The sequence below is a fragment of the Solidesulfovibrio sp. C21 genome, from assembly GCF_047785625.1.
In the GTDB taxonomy this organism is placed as follows: domain Bacteria; phylum Desulfobacterota; class Desulfovibrionia; order Desulfovibrionales; family Desulfovibrionaceae; genus Solidesulfovibrio.
Map to the genome: position 1 here is coordinate 1 of NZ_JBLODY010000046.1, position 17,922 is coordinate 17,922.

The 17,922-nt window shown below is 65.1% G+C and carries 15 protein-coding genes; 5 read left to right on the forward strand and 10 right to left on the reverse strand.

Annotation, left to right across the window (positions count from 1 at the left end; translation table 11 throughout):
• Positions 1 to 60: 60 nt before the first annotated feature.
• The 4 genes from pgm to rsfS all read right to left on the reverse strand — a co-directional run bounded on the left by pgm (position 61) and on the right by rsfS (position 3,985).
• On the reverse strand, positions 61 to 1,713 hold the full coding sequence (gene pgm / locus ACMZ6R_RS13630; protein WP_416112340.1) for a phosphoglucomutase (alpha-D-glucose-1,6-bisphosphate-dependent): 1,653 nt from the start codon (positions 1,711 to 1,713) through the stop codon (positions 61 to 63).
• 99 nt (positions 1,714 to 1,812) lie between these two features.
• Positions 1,813 to 2,058, reverse strand: coding sequence for a hypothetical protein (locus tag ACMZ6R_RS13635; RefSeq protein WP_416112342.1), 246 nt, complete (start codon positions 2,056 to 2,058; stop codon positions 1,813 to 1,815).
• Complete coding sequence (gpmI, locus tag ACMZ6R_RS13640; protein ID WP_416112344.1) at positions 2,058 to 3,590, reverse strand: 2,3-bisphosphoglycerate-independent phosphoglycerate mutase; 1,533 nt, start codon at positions 3,588 to 3,590, stop codon at positions 2,058 to 2,060. Before gpmI ends, ACMZ6R_RS13635 begins: the two co-directional genes overlap by 1 nt.
• Positions 3,590 to 3,985, reverse strand: coding sequence for a ribosome silencing factor (gene rsfS, locus ACMZ6R_RS13645; protein WP_416112346.1), 396 nt, complete (start codon positions 3,983 to 3,985; stop codon positions 3,590 to 3,592). The genes gpmI and rsfS overlap by 1 nt, the downstream gene beginning before the upstream one ends.
• Positions 3,986 to 4,204: 219 nt before the next feature.
• Here rsfS and ACMZ6R_RS13650 point away from each other — a divergent pair, with 219 nt between their 5' ends.
• The 5 genes from ACMZ6R_RS13650 to ACMZ6R_RS13670 all read left to right on the forward strand — a co-directional run bounded on the left by ACMZ6R_RS13650 (position 4,205) and on the right by ACMZ6R_RS13670 (position 10,763).
• Positions 4,205 to 5,506 (forward strand): phenylacetate--CoA ligase family protein, encoded by a 1,302-nt coding sequence (locus tag ACMZ6R_RS13650; RefSeq protein ID WP_416112348.1) that lies wholly within the window; start codon positions 4,205 to 4,207, stop codon positions 5,504 to 5,506.
• 36 nt (positions 5,507 to 5,542) lie between these two features.
• Complete coding sequence (locus ACMZ6R_RS13655) at positions 5,543 to 5,974, forward strand: ACT domain-containing protein (protein WP_043794147.1); 432 nt, start codon at positions 5,543 to 5,545, stop codon at positions 5,972 to 5,974.
• A gap of 114 nt (positions 5,975 to 6,088) precedes the next feature.
• Entirely contained in the window at positions 6,089 to 7,375 is a 1,287-nt protein-coding gene (locus tag ACMZ6R_RS13660; protein ID WP_416112350.1) for a hypothetical protein, read from the forward strand.
• Between the two features lie 69 nt (positions 7,376 to 7,444).
• Positions 7,445 to 8,875 (forward strand): RtcB family protein, encoded by a 1,431-nt coding sequence (locus ACMZ6R_RS13665; protein ID WP_416112352.1) that lies wholly within the window; start codon positions 7,445 to 7,447, stop codon positions 8,873 to 8,875.
• A gap of 7 nt (positions 8,876 to 8,882) precedes the next feature.
• Positions 8,883 to 10,763 (forward strand): response regulator, encoded by a 1,881-nt coding sequence (locus ACMZ6R_RS13670; RefSeq protein WP_416112354.1) that lies wholly within the window; start codon positions 8,883 to 8,885, stop codon positions 10,761 to 10,763.
• 200 nt (positions 10,764 to 10,963) lie between these two features.
• Here ACMZ6R_RS13670 and dapB read toward each other — a convergent pair whose 3' ends face one another.
• The 6 genes from dapB to ACMZ6R_RS13700 form a co-directional block, all read right to left on the reverse strand.
• Complete coding sequence (dapB, locus tag ACMZ6R_RS13675; RefSeq protein ID WP_416112356.1) at positions 10,964 to 11,752, reverse strand: 4-hydroxy-tetrahydrodipicolinate reductase; 789 nt, start codon at positions 11,750 to 11,752, stop codon at positions 10,964 to 10,966.
• A 61-nt stretch (positions 11,753 to 11,813) separates the two neighbouring features.
• Complete coding sequence (hypE, locus tag ACMZ6R_RS13680) at positions 11,814 to 12,815, reverse strand: hydrogenase expression/formation protein HypE (RefSeq protein ID WP_416112358.1); 1,002 nt, start codon at positions 12,813 to 12,815, stop codon at positions 11,814 to 11,816.
• 417 nt (positions 12,816 to 13,232) lie between these two features.
• Entirely contained in the window at positions 13,233 to 14,306 is a 1,074-nt protein-coding gene (locus ACMZ6R_RS13685) for a protein-glutamate methylesterase/protein-glutamine glutaminase (RefSeq protein WP_416112360.1), read from the reverse strand.
• A 31-nt stretch (positions 14,307 to 14,337) separates the two neighbouring features.
• Positions 14,338 to 15,198 carry a CheR family methyltransferase gene (locus ACMZ6R_RS13690; protein ID WP_416112362.1) on the reverse strand — a complete coding sequence of 287 codons (861 nt, stop codon included), beginning with the start codon at positions 15,196 to 15,198 and terminating at the stop codon, positions 14,338 to 14,340.
• Positions 15,199 to 15,203: 5 nt separating this feature from the next.
• A complete protein-coding gene (locus ACMZ6R_RS13695; protein WP_416112364.1) occupies positions 15,204 to 15,716 on the reverse strand; it encodes a chemotaxis protein CheW in 513 nt (170 codons plus the stop codon).
• A 75-nt stretch (positions 15,717 to 15,791) separates the two neighbouring features.
• A complete protein-coding gene (locus ACMZ6R_RS13700) occupies positions 15,792 to 17,915 on the reverse strand; it encodes a chemotaxis protein CheA (protein WP_416112366.1) in 2,124 nt (707 codons plus the stop codon).
• Positions 17,916 to 17,922: the final 7 nt, after the last annotated feature.

The following is a 17,922-nucleotide window of genomic DNA, read 5'->3' on the forward strand; positions in this document are numbered from 1 at the left end:
GTCCAGGGGGGAAACTTTTTTCAAAAAGTTTCCCCCCTGGACGCCGGAGGCATTCCCCCCCTATACTCCCGCCGCCTTGAAGGCGGCGTCGACGATCTCCCTGGCCTCGGCCTGGAGCGCCTGCAGGTGTTCGCGGCCGTTGAAGCTTTCGGCGTAGATTTTATAGATGTCCTCGGTGCCCGAGGGGCGCGCCGCGAACCAGCCGTTTTCGGTCACCACCTTGAGCCCGCCGATGGGCGCGCCATTGCCCGGGGCATTGGTCAGCTTGGCCACGATGGCCTCGCCGGCGAGCGTGGCGACAGTGACCATGTCCGGGGAGAGCTTGGCCAGGGCGGCTTTTTGGGGTTTGCTGGCCGGAGCGTCGAGGCGCTCGTAGATGGGCTCGCCAAAGCGTTCGGTCAGCGCCGCGTAATGTTCGGCCGGGTCCTTGCCCGTCTTGGCCGTGATTTCGGCCGCGAGCAGGTCCATGATGATGCCGTCCTTGTCCGTGGTCCAGACCGTGCCGTCCTTTCGCAGATAGGACGCGCCGGCGCTTTCCTCGCCGCCGAAGCCGAAGGAGCCGTCGATGAGCCCGGGGACGAACCATTTGAACCCGACGGGCACCTCGCACAATTTGCGGCCAAGCCCGGCCGCAACCCGGTCGATCATGGCGCTTGAGACCACGGTCTTGCCGACGGCCGCGTCGGCGCGCCAGTTCGGGCGGGTGGTGAAGAGGTAGTTGATGGCCACGGCCAGGTAGTTGTTGGGGTTGAGCAGCCCGGCCGAACGGGTGACGATGCCGTGGCGATCATAGTCCGGGTCGTTGCCGAAGGCGATGTCGTATGACTGGCGGTGTTCGATGAGGCGGGCCATGGCATAGGGCGAGGAGCAGTCCATGCGGATCTTGCCGTCCTTGTCCACGGTCATGAACGAAAACGTCGGGTCGACCACGTCGCTTATGAGCGACAGATTGAGGCGGAAGCGCTCGACCATGGGTTCCCAGAAACCCACGCCCGAGCCGCCCAGCGGATCGACGCCGATGTGGATGCCGGAGTCGCGGATGGCGGCCATGTCGACCATGTTTTCCAGGTCGGCCACGTAGGGCATGACGTAGTCGTATTCCTCGGTGGTGGCGGCCCGAAGCGCGGCTTCGTAGGGCATGCGCCGCACGCCGGCGAGTTTCTTCTCCAGGTAGGCGTTGGCCATGTCCTGGACGGTCCTGGTGATGTCGGTATCGGCCGGGCCGCCGGAGGGAGGATTGTACTTGAAGCCGCCGTCGTCCGGGGGATTGTGGGACGGCGTGATGACGATGCCGTCGGCGGTGGCGTCCTTGTGGTCGCGGTTGAAGGTCAGGATGGCGTGGGAAATGACCGGAGTCGGGGTATAGCCGCGTCCGGTCTGGATGCGGGTGGTAACGCCGTTTGCGGCCAGGACTTCGAGGGCGGTGATGAAAGCCGGCTCGGACAGGGCGTGGGTATCCATGCCGAGAAAAAGCGGCCCGGTGATGCCCTTGCCGGCCCGATAGTCGCAGATGGCCTGGGTGGTGGCCAGGATATGACGCTCGTTAAACGACCCGTCCAGGGACGAGCCCCGGTGGCCGGAGGTGCCGAAGGACACCCGCTGCAAGGGATCGGCCGGGTCGGGAATGACGGCATAGTAGGACGCAATGAGCCTTGGCACGTTGACAAGAAGCGACCTGGGAGCCGGCTTTCCGGCCAGCGGGCTTACGGGCATGGGAAGACCTCCTTGGTATGAACCCTCAACATAGTGACCCAAAGGGAATCGGTCGTCCACATCCGGCGACGATTCGAGGGAAAATCGGGGCGGGAGGCGTCAGATGAAATCCGGGTCCACGGCCGCCTTGCCGCCGGCCAGCATCACCTTGACGAAGCGCACCGAACGGTCGTCCACGGGCACGATGGGGAACCGGTTCCGGCAGGCGTCGCAGGCGATCATGGCCGGCTTGACCGGGGCCACCACCGGCACCTCGCGGTGGCAGAAGGGACACGGATAGAGAAACACCAGTTCCACCCCGACGGGCTTGGCCGGGGTGAGGGGTTTACGCGACTCGTTGCTCATTAACCCTGCTCCGCAAAAAGACAGTTTCCGCTCATGGCCGCCGGCACGGACAGTCCGGCCAGGGTAAGCAGCGTGGGGGCGATGTCGCCGAGCCTGCCCGGGGACAACGTGCCGCCCTTTTTCGCCGGATCGACGAGGATGAAGCGTACCGGATTGAGGGTGTGGGCGGTCATGGGGCCGCCGTCCGGGGCGATCATCTCCTCGGCGTTGCCGTGGTCGGCGGTGACGAGCATGCGCCAGCCGGCGTCGGCGACGGCCACGGCGATGCGGGCCACGCAGGCGTCGACCGTGCGCACGGCCGTCTTGGCCGCCTCGAGAATCCCGGTGTGGCCGACCATGTCGCAGTTGGCCAGATTGACGATGGAGAGGCTATGCCCCTTGTCCATGGAGGCCAGAAAGGCGTCGGTGACGGCCACGGCGCTCATCTCGGGCTTGAAGTCGTAGGTGGCCACATCGCGCGGCGACGGAACGAGAATGCGCTCCTCGCCGGGAAAGGGCTCTTCGCGGCCGCAGTTCATGAAATAGGTGACATGGGCGTATTTCTCGGTTTCGGCCAAGCGCAGTTGGGTGAGCCCTTCCCGGGAATAGACCTCGCCCAAAACGTCGGTGAGGGTTTCCGGGGCAAAGGCCACGGGCAGCTTAAACGAGCTGTCGTATTCGGTCATGGTGGCGAAACCCGAAAGTTTCGGCCGCACCGTGCGGGCAAAGCCGTCAAAATCGTCGCGGGTCAGCGCCGCCGTGATCTCCCTGGCCCGGTCGGCCCGGAAGTTGAAGAAAAACACGGCGTCGCCGTCGCGGATCACCCCGTCCCCGCCGGCAAGAACCCGGGGCTTGACGAATTCGTCGGTCTGGCCAGCGTCGTAAGCGGCTTTGACCGCCGCGAGGGGATCGGTAAAGGATTCGCCCAGGCCTTCGGTCAGGCCGGCATAGGCCTCGGCCACCCGGTCGAAACGCTTGTCGCGGTCCATGGCGTAAAAGCGCCCGGTGAGGCTGGCGATGCGGCCGGCCCCTTTGTCGCGCAAAAAGGCCTCGAGCCCGGCCACGTAGCCCGCGCCGCTTTGGGGCGGCGTATCGCGGCCGTCGAGAAAGGCGTGCACGAGGATATCGCGCTGGCCGAGGGCGAAAAAAGTCTCAACCAAAGCTTTAAGGTGCCGGATATGGCTGTGCACCCCGCCGTCCGAAACGAGGCCCATGAGATGGACGCGCCCGCCGGCGGCCAGGGAGGCCCTGGCCAGGTCGGCCAGGACAGGGTTGGCGGCAAGCTCCCCCTGCTCCACGGCCATGTCGATGCGGGTCATGTCCTGGTAGACCACCCGGCCCGCGCCGATATTCATGTGGCCGACTTCGGAGTTGCCCATGAACCCGTCCGGCAGCCCCACGGCCCGGCCCGAACAGGCCAGGGTGGTGGACGGATATTTGGCGAGCAACCGATCGAGGGCCGGCATGCCGGCTTCGGTCACGGCATTGCCGGGGCCGGCCGGGGCCAGCCCCCAGCCGTCGAGAATGAGCAGAAGCGTGGGTGTCGGTTTCATTACGGCTTGGTTTCGTCGGCGGCCGGAGCGGAGAGAGCAATGCGCTGGCCCTCCGACCACAATCCTTCGATGTTGTAGAAGGGGCGCAGTTCTTCCTGGAAGATGTGCACCATGACATCGTTCAAATCGAGCAGCACCCACTGGCCATGGCGGTAGCCCTCCATGCCGAGGTAGGAAAAGCCGTGCGTGCCGCACTGTTCCAGCACATGATCGGCGAGCGCCTTGGCCTGGCGGGCGCTGACGGCCGAGGCCACGACCATGGCTTCGCACACGGGGTTGATGGACGCGACGTCGAGGGCCAGGATGTCCCTGGCCTTTTTCTCGGCCAGCCAGCCGGCGACTATAACGGCCTTCTGCACGGCGTCGAGGTTCTTGTCGGATGTGATTTCAGGCATTTTATCTCCGGAGCGTACGTGTCTCCCGCTATCAGGCCATACCGGCGATACCGGGAAACCACGGTGGTTTATCCGATTTGCGCCGCGCCCGCAAATGGCGCGGCCGACGAGTTCCCTTTTTCGCGGCCCTCTCTTGACGCCCCGGGCGGCTTTCGGGCAGGTAATCCCATTGGGCGCGCCAAGCCATCCCTTCCTTGGCCGTCATCTGGAGGAAGCCTCATGATTTTCGACATGGATATCGAAACCCTGCCCCGCGACGAGCTTGAGGCCATCCAGCTGCGACGCCTCAGGATCCAGTGCGAGCGGGTCTACGCCAACGTGGCCTTCTACCGGAAGGCCTTCGACGAGGCCGGGATCACCCCGGCCGACATCAAGAGCCTGGCCGATGTGCGCTACCTGCCGTTTACCGAAAAGCAGGACCTGCGCAACCATTATCCCTTCGGGCTGTTCGCCGTGCCCAAGGACAACGTGGTGCGCATCCACGCTTCCTCCGGCACCACCGGCAAGGCCACCGTAACCGGCTACACCCAGCGCGACGTGGCCAACTGGGCCACCATGATGGCCCGGTCCCTGACGGCGGCCGGGGCCACCCGCCGCGATATCATTCACGTGGCCTACGGCTACGGCCTTTTCACCGGCGGCCTTGGCGCCCACTACGGCGCCGAGCGCCTCGGCGCGACCACGGTGCCGGTTTCCGGCGGCGGCACCCGGCGGCAGGCCATGCTGCTGCGCGATTTCGGAGCCACGGTCATCTGCTGCACTCCCTCCTACAGCCTGGTGCTGTACGAAACCGCGCTCGAGGCCGGCATCGATATCAAGGACCTGCCGTTGCGCATCGGCGTGTTCGGGGCCGAGCCCTGGACCAACGAGATGCGCCGCGAAATCGAGACGAAGATGGGCATCAGGGCCATCGACATCTACGGCCTGTCCGAGGTCATGGGTCCGGGGGTCGGTATCGAGTGCACCGAAGCCCAGCAGGGGGCGCACTTGCAGGAAGACCATTTCCTGTGCGAGGTCATCGACCCGGTGACGCTCGAGCCCCTGCCCCCGGGACAGCCCGGCGAGCTGGTCATCACCACCCTGACCAAGGAAGCCCAGCCGCTGATTCGCTACCGCACCCGCGACATCACCTCCCTCAACTACACGCCCTGCAAATGCGGCCGCACCACCGCCCGCATGATCCGCGTCCAGGGCCGAAGCGACGATATGCTGATCATCCGCGGGGTCAACGTGTTCCCGTCCCAGATCGAAAGCATCCTGCTCGAGACCGAAGGCCTCTCCCCCTACTACCAGCTCGTGGTCGAACGCGAGGGCAACCTTGACACACTGACCGTTCAGGTGGAAGTGGATGAGAAGCTTTTCTCCGACGAAATCCGGAAACTCCAGCGCCTGGAAGCGAAGATCCAGAAAAACATCAAGGAGTTCCTGGGAGTCACCACTGTGGTCAAGCTTGTCGAACCACGGAGCATCCAGCGCTCGGAAGGCAAGGCCAAACGCGTTGTGGACCTGCGCCACGCCTAACGGTTTTTAACCCGCCATCCGGAGGGATACGCCATGATAAAAGCCGAACAGATTTCCATTTTCCTGGAAAACCGTGCCGGACGCCTGGAGGAAGTGACCCGTGTCCTGGCCGAAGCCGGCATCAACATCCGGGCCCTGTCCCTGGCCGACACCTCGGATTTCGGCATCCTGCGCCTGATCGTCAGCGACCATGAGAAAGCCAAGGTCGCCCTCAAGGAACACGGATTCACCGTGGGCAGAAACGCCGTGGTGGCCGTGGAAGTCCCGGATTCTCCCGGCGGCCTGCACTCCATGCTGCAAATGCTCTGCAACGGCGGCATCAATGTGGAATACATGTACGCCTTCGTGCACCAGTGCGAACACTCGGCGGTCATTATCGTCCGCTTCGACCGCACTGATCAGGCCATTGAACTCTTGCAGAAAAACAACATCAACATCATCCCCGGCGATAAACTCTACAAGATCTGACGCTCCCGTCCCGGCCCCGCCGGGACGGCATTCCCGCGGGGACGCAACGGCTGCGAATCCTTCCTTCCGCTTCGTCCCCGCATTGCACCGGGCCTGCCCGCCCACGCGTTCCATATGTTCAAAATGACGTTTTGCCATCGGCTGCCGCGCCGGCTTGTCGGCTTGGCTTGTTTCGCCGCCGTGTTCTACCTAGCCCTCGTGGCCCTGGACGCCGGCCTCTATCGCCTTGTACCACGAACCAACCTTTTTTCGCCCAAGCACAGGGAACTGCTCTATTCCTACGGCGTATTCGACCCGGAAACCAACCCGCGCTACCGGCCGTGGCTCCACGGCTACGTCAACCAGCCCGGGCTGCCGCCACGTCCCGGCACCGCCGACGACGCCTATCGGGCCTATGGCATGTACCTGCCCGATCCGCCGTCCCTGACCGTATCCGGCACCGACGCCCTGGGCTGGTGGAACAGCCGCATGCCCCGCGACGCCAGCGTCCTTTTCATAGGCGATTCGTTTTGCTACGGCGCGGGCTCGGGCTCGGCAGCCTCCATTCCGGCCCAGTACGAGAAAGCTACCGGAAAGCCCGTCTACGCGGCCTGTAAAAACGGCTACGGGCTCTCCCAATACCGCGACATCCTGCGCCGGCTGACCGAGCAGGCCCCCGTGGGCTCGCCCGAGCATTTCGGCGGGGACACGGTTTTCGTGCTCCTTTACATCGGTAACGACGTGTCGGCGGACCTGTTCGTCAACCGTTCCCGGGTGGCCGAGGACAACCTTGGGCTGGCGCGGCACTTGCGGCTGCTCACCCTGCGCCGGTTGGTGCGCTTCCTGCGCGATGCGAGCCGGGGTTCGGGACAGGCACTCGCCGCCGGTCCCAAGCCGACCGTCGACACCCACGGCTATTATCCCGTGCCCCTGACCGTGCCCACCCAACGCGGGTTGCCGTTTGCCTTCCACCCCTTCTACCGCACCTTTGCCGACACAGCCTGGTTCGGCCCGCGCGAGGAGAAGCAGGTGGCCGACGTCCTGGCGCAGCTGCGGCAACTGGCGCGGCAGGAGCACCTGAAACTGTACGTGATCCTGATTCCCACCGCCTTGCAGGCGCTCTATCCGCACATCGACTTCAAGGCCGTGCCGGTGCGCAGCGAATTCGCGGCCAAGGCCGGCGACGAGACGCGAAACCTCAATGCCCTTCACGGCCTTGTCGGCTTGCTACTCGACCAGGCCGGCCTTCCGACCCTGGATATGCTGCGTCCCTTCATGGGCGCCCCGGACGTCGGCCTCTACTATTGGCCCACGGATTCCCATCTCACACCCGTCGGCAACGCGGCCGTGGTCAAGGCCATGTGCACCGCCTTTCCCCCGGATGTGTCCACTGCCAAAGCGCCCAAGGCTCCAACGCCTTGACAAAGTTCCCGCTCCGTGCCCTAACATTTCCCGATAGGAAGTATGGAGTCACGGAGACGGGAAATACGCATGAAAGGCCGCAATCTGACGCGCCGGGAGGCGCTGGTCTGGGAGCTTGCGCCCTCGGGCGCCATGCGCGTGCCCTGCCTGCTCTTCGGTTCGCCCCCGCTCATCGATGCGGTGGAGGAAGAGGTGCTGACCCAACTGCGCAACGTGGCCAGCCTGCCCGGAGTGGTAGCGCCCGTTGCCGCCATGCCCGACACCCATCCGGGTTACGGCTTTCCCATCGGCTGCGTAGCCGCCTTCGATCCAGAGGCCGGGGGCGTGGTCAGCGCCGGCGGCGTGGGCTTCGACATCGCCTGCGGCGTGCGCACCCTGCTGACCGACCTCGACGCGGCGGACGTGGTTCCGGTACGCGAAGCCCTGGCCGATGCGCTTTTCGCCCGGATCCCGGCCGGCCTGGGCAGCACTGGCGGGCTTCGCCTGTCGGATCGAGACATGGACCGGATGCTCGCGGGCGGCGCGGCCTGGGCCGTGACCGAAGGCTACGGTGAGGCCGGGAATCTCGCGCGTTGCGAGGAAGGCGGCCGCATGGACGGAGCCGATCCCGAAGCCGTCTCACCGCGCGCCCGGGAGCGCCAGCGCGATGCGCTCGGCACGCTGGGCTGCGGCAATCACTATCTCGAAGTGCAGCGGGTGGAGGAAATCTGCGACGCGCGTGCGGCGACCGCCTATGGGCTGCGCCCGGACCAGATCGTGGTTTCGATCCATTGCGGCTCCCGGGGGCTGGGACACCAGGTGGCCACGGACCATATGGCCATCATGCGCCAAGCCGCGCCGCGCCACGGCATCGCCCTGCCCGACCCGGACCTGGCCTGCGCCCCCATCGCATCGCCCGAAGGCGCACGCTATCTCGGGGCCATGCGCGCGGCCATCAACTGCGCCCTGGCCGGCCGGCAGGTCATCACCCATCTCGTGCGCGAGGTCTTTGCCGCGCTTTTTCCCGGCTGCCGCCTGCGCCTGCTCTACGACGTTTCCCACAACACCTGCAAGGTCGAACGCCATCCCACGCCACATGGCGTCCGGAAACTTTACATCCACCGCAAAGGCGCGACCCGGGCCTTGGGACCGAGCCACCCCGACCTGCCCCAATCCTTCCGGGGGGTGGGACAGCCGGTGCTGGTCGGGGGCAGCATGGGCACCGCCTCCTACATTTTGTCCGGGACAGACGCCTCGCCGCCCGCCGCCTTTACCTCGGCCTGCCACGGCGCGGGCCGGACACTCGGACGCAAGCAGGCGGTCAAGCGCTTTCCCGGTCGCGGCGTCCTTGCCGACCTGACGGCAAAAGGCATCAGCCTTCGCGCCCACGACCTGCGCGGACTTGGCGAGGAAGCGCCCCAAGCCTACAAGGACATTGAGGAAGTGGTCCAGGCGGCCCATGGCCTGGGGCTCGCCGTCAAAACCGCCAGGCTCCGCCTCCTGGCCTGCATCAAGGGATGATTCACCCATGCCCGAACAACTGATCCGCGACACCGACATCCTGGGCCGCCTGACCGGTGACGCCCTGCTCCTCTTGGATGAAAACGGCATCATTCTCCACGCCACCGACGCCGCCAGCGCGCTATTCGGCACGCCATCCAACCAGTTGACGGGCCTTCCCTTCGGCATTCCCCTCGGCGCGTCACCGGGCGGCACCGAGGTCACCATTGCGACAACATCCCGTACGGCGCTCATGCGCCAGGAAAGCCTGGGCGAGGCGGGGTTGCCGCTCACCCGCGTATGGCTTCGCGACGTCACCGCGCTGCGGGAGGCCAAGACGGCACTGGCCGCCGCCCATGAAGCCGCCCTGGCCGGTGAGCGCGCCAAAAGCAATTTCCTGGCCAACATCACGCATGAAATCCGCACGCCCATGATCGGCATCCTGGGCATGACCGAGCTGACCCTGGCCACGGAGCTGACCACCAAGCAGCGCGAGTACCTGGAAATGGCCCGGCACTCGGCCCAATCGCTTTTGACCGTGCTCAACGACATCGTGGACTACGCCCGCATCGAGGTCGGCGCGCTCGAATTGGCCAAGATGCCGTTCGACCTGTTCGCCACGGTGGAGGAGGCGGTCAGCGTCTTTCGCCCCCTGGCCGCCAAAAAAGGCCTGTCCCTGGAATACCGTTTTCTCGGCGAGGTGCCCCAGAATCTCGTCGGCGACGCCAGCCGGCTGCGTCAGATTCTCATCAATCTCGTCGGCAACGCGGTCAAGTTCACCGACTCCGGCAGCGTCGTCCTGGCCGTGTGTCCGGAACAGGATACCCCCCTCCCAGGCAAGGTGCGGCTGCGCTTCGCCGTGCGCGACACCGGCATCGGCATCCCGCGCGACAAGATCCAGGCCATTTTCGACAGCTTCACCCAGGCCGACGTGTCGCCGGCCCGGCGCTACCAGGGCGCGGGGCTGGGGCTGGCCATCGTGCGGCACCTGGTCGAGATGCAAGGCGGCGTCTACGACGTGGAAAGCGAAGAGGGGCAAGGCAGCGTCTTTTCGTGTGCCATCGATTTCGGCTTGCTCGCCGACCACGACGAGAACGACCCCGACACCGTGGCGTCCCCCCAGACGGCGCCATCCCGCCCCCTGACCATCCTGCTGGCCGAGGACAACCCCATCAACCAGATCTATGCCCAGGAACTGCTGGAAATGGATGGGCACCAGGTGGCGGTGGCCCATACCGGCCGCCGGGCCCTGGAGGTGCTGCGGCGGCGGCGCTTCGACATCATCCTCATGGACATCCAGATGCCGGAGATGGACGGGTTGGAGGCGACGCGGGCCATCCGCCAGGACAAGACCGGGGACTTCGACCCGCAAATCCCCATCGTGGCGCTGACCGCCCATGCCCTCAAGGGAGACCGTGAGACGTTCCTGCGTGCCGGCATGAACGAATACCTGAGCAAGCCCGTCAGCCCCGAAAGCCTGGCCGCGGCACTGTCGCGGGCCATGGGGCGTCAAGCCACGACAGTACGAGAGGTGACTCCAACAGCCCCCATGCCGGTCGATGCCGGCGCTCTCGAATGGTCCGGGCTTCTCACCAAGGCCCGGGGCAACACCGGATTTCTCATGAAGCTTTTTGCGGCCTTCGTGGCCGAACAGCCGGTCAACCTGGAATCCATGCGCGAGGCGCTGGCCCTGGCCGATTTCGACCAGTTGGCCTTCATGGCCCACTCGCTGAAGGGTGCCGCCGCCACCATGTGCGCGCCGCTGTTGCGTGAGGCCAGCCATGCTCTGGAACGGGCGGCCAGGGCCGCGGACGCGAAAGGAGCCGCACACGCCTTCGAGGCCGTGGAGACGGCCCTGCGCGACGTGGTGCTGGCCATGCGCGAGAAGCTTGCCGCCTCGGCCGCTTAGACAGGGAAATTGAAGCCGCCGGGGGGAAACCTTTCTGAAGAAAGGTTCTCCCCCCGGCCCCCCTTTCCAAAGACTTCCAATAATGATGACGTGTTATCTCTACGTCACCGTACCCGTTGAAAAGTTTAGGAAGGAGAGAGCGCGAGAGGGGAGAACCCTTTTCAAAGGGTTTCCCCTCTCGCACTTTTTTCTCTCCTTCCCTACGCCAGCATGTCGGCCATGGCGTAGAGTTTGCCGGGCTTTTGCCGGCGCACCCAGGCGGCGGCCCGTAGGGCTCCCTGGGCAAAGGTTTCCCGGTTGCCCACCCGGTGCGTCACTTCGATACGTTCGCCGGGGCCGAAGAAATAGACGGTATGATCCCCCACCACATCGCCGCCGCGAAGCGCCGCCACGCCGATCTCGTCGGGCGTGCGCGGACCGATGATGCCGTCGCGGCTATGGCGCTTGACCGCGTCGTAATCCTGGCCCCGGGCCGCAGCCAGGCACTGGCCGAGCTTGATGGCCGTGCCGCTTGGCGCGTCGGCTTTCCGGTTGTGGTGGATTTCCATGATCTCGAGGTTGTAGGCGGGGCCGAGCTTGCGCACGAGATCGGGCAGCACGGTGAGGAGCACATTCAGGCCCACGCTCATGTTGGGGGCGAAAAAAATAGGCGTTTTTTCCGCCGACCGGGCCAGGGCGGCCGTCTGTTCGGGGGAGAGCCCCGTGGTGCCGACGACCATGGGGTTGCCGGCCTTGGCCGCGATTTCCGCCGAGGCCACGCTCGCCTGGGGGGCCGTGAAGTCGATCACCACCGCGCCCGGACATTTGGCCAGAACAGTCGCCAGATCGTCGCCCACGGCGCATTCGAGCCCGGCCAGCCCATCGGTGCAGCCGCTGCGTTCCAACGCCCCGGCCAGACGGTAGTTGTCCGGATCGGCCTTGGCCAGCCGGGCCAGGGTCGCGCCCATGCGCCCCATGGCCCCCATGATCACCACATCGCACACGCTCATGTTCGCGCTCCCATCGGGTCAAAGTGTTGCTGCCGCCACAGGCGCCGCCCGCCGGACGGCGTCAGCAGATACGGGGCAGTTGCTCGCCTTCGAGCATGCCGAGAAGCCTTTTCCCGCCAAGAGGCGTAATCATGGCCACCTTGCCGGGATGGTCGGATACGACCCTGCCGATGATGGCCGCCTTTCCTCCCAGGGGATCGGACCGCAACACCTGCAAGGCCGCCTCGGCATCGGCCCCGGGCACGATGCAGATGCACTTGCCCTCGTTTGCCAGATACAGGGGATCGAGCCCGAGCACGGCGCAGCCGCCGGTCACGGCCGGGTCCACGGGAATGGCGTCCTCGTCCAGCTCGATGCCGACCCCGGACTGGCCGGCGATCTCGTTTAACGTGGTGGCCAGCCCGCCGCGCGTAGGGTCGCGCAGCACATGCACGTCCGGCAGCCCTTCGAGCAGCCGGGACACCATGCCGGCCAGGGAGGCGCTGTCGCTGACCACCGGAGCATCGAAGGAGAGCCCCTCGCGGGTGGACAGGATGGCCAGGCCATGATCGCCCATGGAGCCGGAAATCAGCACCGCGTCGCCGACGGCGGCCCGGTGGCCGCTCGGGGCCGGATCGACCCGGATTTCGCCAATGCCGGCCGTGTTGATGAAGATCTTGTCCACCGCGCCCTTGGGCACGACCTTGGTGTCGCCGGCCACGATGCGCACCCCGGCCTTGCGGGCCGCCTCGCCCATGGAGGCCACGATGCGTTCGAGATCGGCCATGGGCAGGCCTTCTTCGAGGATGAAGCCGCAGGTCAGAAAAAGCGGTCGCGCGCCCATCATGGACACGTCGTTGACCGTGCCGTGCACGGCCAGTGAGCCGATGTCGCCGCCCGGGAAAAAGACCGGATCGACCACGAAGCTGTCCGTGCTCATGGCGATGGGGCCGTTTACGGTGAGTACGGCGGCGTCGTCCATGCGGGCCAGGATGTCGTTGCCGAGATGGCGGAAGAACAGGTCGTTGATGATGCGCTGCGAGGCCCGCCCCCCGCTGCCGTAATCGAGCAATACCTTGTCCATGGTTGGGCCTTTGGAGCGGCGGCGGGCGGGAAGGCAGGCATGCGGCGCGCAGGCGTTCGCCCGGCCCCGCGTCCTGTCGCGACGATTTTCGGAGAAATGCGTCCCGGCCCGCCGCCCTGGGTTGCGGTCACGACGCGATATGCGTCAGGGCCGCACCATAGCCCCAAACCGGGATTGTTTCCAGAGGGTTTCGGGAAGGACAAAAAGGCGGAAGGGAAGAGGATAAGGAAAGTGCGAGAGGGGAAACCCTTTAAAAAGGGTTCTCCCCTCTCGCGCTCTCCCTTTCCTAAACTTTTCCACGGGTACGGTGATGTCGAGATAACACGCCATCATTATTGAAAGTCTTTGGAAAGGGGGCCCGGGGGGAGAACCTTTCTTCAGAAAGGTTTCCCCCCGGCGGCACGCTTCGCATCTTCCTTATCCGGAGCAGGATCGGACCACTTCGCCGGCGATGGCGCCGAGGGACATGACCTTGTCCACGCCGCCGAGTTTGATGGCTTCCTGGGGCATGCCGAAGACCACGCAGGAGGCCTCGTCCTGGGCGATGGTATAGGCCCCGGCGTCGTGCATTTCCTGCATGCCGGTGGCCCCGTCGTCGCCCATGCCGGTCATGATGACGCCCACGGCGTTTTTCCCGGCGTAGCGGGCGGCGGAGCGGAAAAGCACGTCAACGCTCGGCCGATGGCGGCGCACCAACGGGCCGTCCTTGATTTCGACGTAATAGCGCGCGCCGCTGCGCTTGAGCAGCATATGACGGTTGCCCGGGGCGATAAGCGCCTGGCCGCGCAAAATCGTGTCGTTGTCGGCCGCTTCCTTGACCGTGATACGGCAGATACCGTCCAGGCGCTTGGCAAAGGCGGCCGTGAACTGCTCGGGCATATGCTGGACGATGGCGATGCCCGGACAGTTCTGGGGCATGGCTTCGAGGAATTCGCGCAAGGCCTCGGTGCCGCCGGTGGAGGCACCCACGGCAACAACCTTTTCGGTGGTCTGAAACATGGCCTTGCCCACCGGGCCCGGCAGCACGACGTCGGCGGAGAGCTTGGGCGCGACCTTCATCGTGCTTGTGGGCAAGAGCTTTTTCATCTTGGCCCGGGCCGCCGCCTTGACCGCATCCACCACCCGGATGCGCGACTCCTCGAGAAACTGCCGGGTGCCGAGCTTGGGCTTGAGGATGATGTCCGTGGCCCCGTATTCCATGGCCTTGAGCGTCGTTTCCGAGCCGGATTCGGTCAACGTCGAGCAGATGACCACCGGAATGGGGTGCTGGGTCATGATCTTGCGCAGAAAGGTCAGGCCGTCCATACGCGGCATCTCGATATCGAGGGTGATGACGTCCGGAGCCTCTATCTCCATGCGCTTGACCGCGGCATAGGGATCGACGGCCGCACCGATGACTTCAATGTCGGGGTCCGAGGACAGGATATCGGTGAGCGTCTGACGAACAAGCGCGGAATCGTCCACCACGAGAACTTTGATGGTGTTTTTCACGGACGGCCTCTTTTGCAGGTTGGAGCACCGGCTAAATCTTTTTATATACCGTGGGAGCGTGCTGGCGCAAGGGCAAGTCCATTCCGGTGAGGCTCTCGGAATGGCCTATAAAAAGGAACCCGTCCCGACGCAGCTGGGTGCAGAATTTCTGCAGCAACTGTTCCTGGGTCGTCCGATCGAAATAGATCATGACGTTGCGGCAAAATATGGTGTCGAGGGGTTCCGGAAAGCTAAAGGGTTGCATGAAGTTCAAGCGTCTGAAGTCGATGACCCGGCGTAATTCAGGCATCAGGCGCACGAGCTTTTTCGACCGGTCCTTGCTGCGCAGGAAATAGCGGCGCTTGAAATCCAGGGACATCTTGGCCAGCCGCTCCTCGGGATAGACGCCGTTTTTGGCCATAGCCAGCACCCTGGTCGAAATGTCCGTGGCCATGATGGCGTAGCGGAAGCCCGGGGTGCGCAGGGCGAATTCCGACAGCACGATGGAAAGCGTGTAGGGTTCCTCGCCTGTGGAGCAGCCGGCGCTCCACAGGCGAAACGGACGCGAGGGCCCATGGGCGGCGCGCCAGACAGGCAGGACATCCTGGGTCAGGACCTCAAAATGACGCGGCTCACGAAAAAACTCCGTGGTATTGGTGGTGATGACGTCGATTAGGTGCACGAGTTCCTCGTCCAGCCCCCTGGGGCTGAACAGGAAATCGTAATAGTCATGGTACCCGCACATACCGAGGGTGCGCAGGCGCTTTTGCAGCCTGGCTTCGACCATGACCTTTTTGGACGGCGGAAGCTTGATGCCGACTTCGGTATGGATGAATTCGCTCAGCTTCTTGAATTCCTTTTCCGTCATGGCCGCAAGGCCGCTGGCCCTGACCGGAACGCCGACAGCCGCCATTGGGGTCAGGCCTCCCCGTTTTCCGTGGCCACTTCACCGAGACTCTGGGTCAGTCCGGCCAGTTCCAGGGAAGTGAAAACCTTGTTGATGTCGAGAATAATGATGAATTTCTCGCCGGACTTGCCGATGCCCCGGATGAACTCGCCCCTGATCGGGGTGCCCATGCGCGGAGCCGGCTCGATTTGCCCGGCTTCCATCTCGTAGACTTCCTGGACCGAGTCGGCCAGGGCCCCGAGCACCGTGGACTCGCCGTCGAGGGCGACCTCCACGATGATGATGCAGGTATTGACCGTGCGTTCGGTGGCGCCCATGCCGAACTTGAGCTTGAGATCCACCACCGGCACGGCCCGACCGCGCAGGTTGATCACGCCACGGATGTACTCCGGGGTACGCGGCACGCGGGTGATGTTGACCAGCTCCAGGACCTCGCGCACCGAGCCGATGTCCAGGGCGAAGAGCTCCCGTTCCAGGGTGAAGGTGAGGTATTGGTTGTCGTTTGAGCTTGCGGCCTCGGCCATGTATTCCTCCCTGCGACGGCGTTCGTGACGCATCCCTTGAAAAATAGGCCCTTATGGCCATGGGCGGCCTTCCGGTCAGACGGTGGCCGCGCGGCGGATCTCGCTGGATTCGGCCCGGCGCACCAGAGCGGACACGTCCAGGATCAGCGCCAAGCGACCGTCCCCCCGTATGGTTGCCCCGGAAAACTCCCCGATGTCGCGGTACAGCGGTCCCAGGCTCTTGATCACGGTCTGATGTTCCCCGATCACCCGGTCCACGGCCAGTCCGACCCTGGTCCCGTCGACGGCCACGACGACGATGGGCTCAATGTCGGGCGGCGCACCGTCGATGGCGAACAGGTCGCGCAGGCGCAGGCAGGGCACGACCTCGCCGCGCATGTTGAGCATCCCGGCCTCGCCGCCGTTGCCGGGCTCACGGGCCATCTCCAGGCACTCCCCGACCGAAGCCAGGGGCAGGACATAATATTGCGCGCCCACCTGCACCTGCAAGCCGTCGATGATGGCGAGCGTCAGGGGCAGACGCACGGTGATGGTCGTGCCCCGGCCCGGCTCGGAATCGATTTCGACCACGCCGCGAAGCGTTTCGATGGCCCTTTTGACCACGTCCATGCCCACGCCCCGGCCGGAAATGCTGGTAACGGCTTTGGCCGTGGAAAAACCGGGCAGGAAAATGAGGTTGTAGAGCTCCTTGGAGGTCATCTCCAGGCCGGGGGGAACAAGTCCCCGCTCCTCGGCCCGGGTACGGATGGCGACGGCGTCAAGTCCCGCGCCGTCGTCGGCCACGGTGATGACCACCTCGCCGCCGGCATGGGCGGCACCCAGGCGGATGACGCCGGTCGCAGGCTTGCCCGCCGCCGCCCTGGCCTCGGGTGATTCGATGCCGTGGTCGATGCTGTTGCGCAAAAGATGGACCAGCGGATCGCTCAGGCGCTCGATGACCGTTTTGTCGAGCTCGGTCTCTTCGCCCGTGGTCACAAGCTCGATCTCCTTGCCGAGTTCGGCGGTCAGATCCCGCACCAGGCGGCGGAACTTGCCGAAGGTGGCCCCGATGGGCAGCATGCGGATGGACAGTGTGGAATCGCGCAAACTGTCGCCCAGGCGCTCCAGGTGCTCGGCCAGAGAGCGAAGCAGCGGATCGCCCCGCTCCTCCACGGCTTGCCGGATCTGGGCCTGGACAATGACCAGCTCGCCCACGAGGTCGACCAGGGCGTCGAGCTTGTCGGCGGCGACGCGAATGCTCGAGGCCTTTTCGGCGCGCTCATGATGCTTGACGGCCAGTTCGCGCACGGCGGCCTGCTCGGACAGCGCCGAGGCCACCTGCCCGTTGCTGACGACTCCCTTGTCTTTCAGAATGTCGCCCAGGCGGCGCTGGCTGGAAAGCGCCTCGGCCAAATCCTCGGGAGTGATATCGCCCCGGGCGACCAGGATGTCGCCCAGGCGGCAATGAACCTGCTCCCCGTTCACGGCGCAGCCGTCGTCAAGGATTTCCACGGAAAGCTCGCAGTCATCCTCGGCGAATACGAACACGTCTGTCAGGGCCGCCGCATCGGACGTGGTGCGGATGACGCAGTCCCACCAGGCCAGGCAGGCCTCCGGGTCCAGGCCGTCAAGGGGGGCGATATTCTCGACATGGGCGTACAGGCGGCAATCGCCCAAAGCGGCGACGTCCTCGAGCAGGTGCAGCGGATTGTTGCCCGAGGCCAGCATGCCGGCATGGGGCTGGAAACGCAGCCGGAAAATGCGCATCACCGCGGCGGTGGTCGCCTGGGCAGCAGGCTCGACCTGGGGCGCTTCGGTGGCGGGCTTGGCCGTTTCACCGCCAAAGGCCCGAAACCCCTCGAGGATTTCCCGTCCATCGGCGTCCAGGACCGCAGCATCCTCGTCGTCAGGGGAAAGCAGGCTTTTGATGTGGTCGCAGGCGCGCAGCGACAGGTCGAGCAGCCGGCCGTTGACCGCGAGCAGGCCGTTGCGGACGCGGTCGAAAACCGATTCCACGTCGTGGGTGAAGGCCGCGATGTCGTCGAAGCCGAACATGGACCCGGAGCCCTTGATGGTATGCAGGGCGCGAAAAATTTTGTGCAGCAGATCGGCGTCGTCCGGGGTGCGCTCGAGTTCCAGAAGCGATGCTTCCAGATCGGCGAGCAGTTCCCGGGCTTCTTCCAGGTAGGCGGCGCGGTGGGCATCTTCCTGCGTGTTCATGGACAAA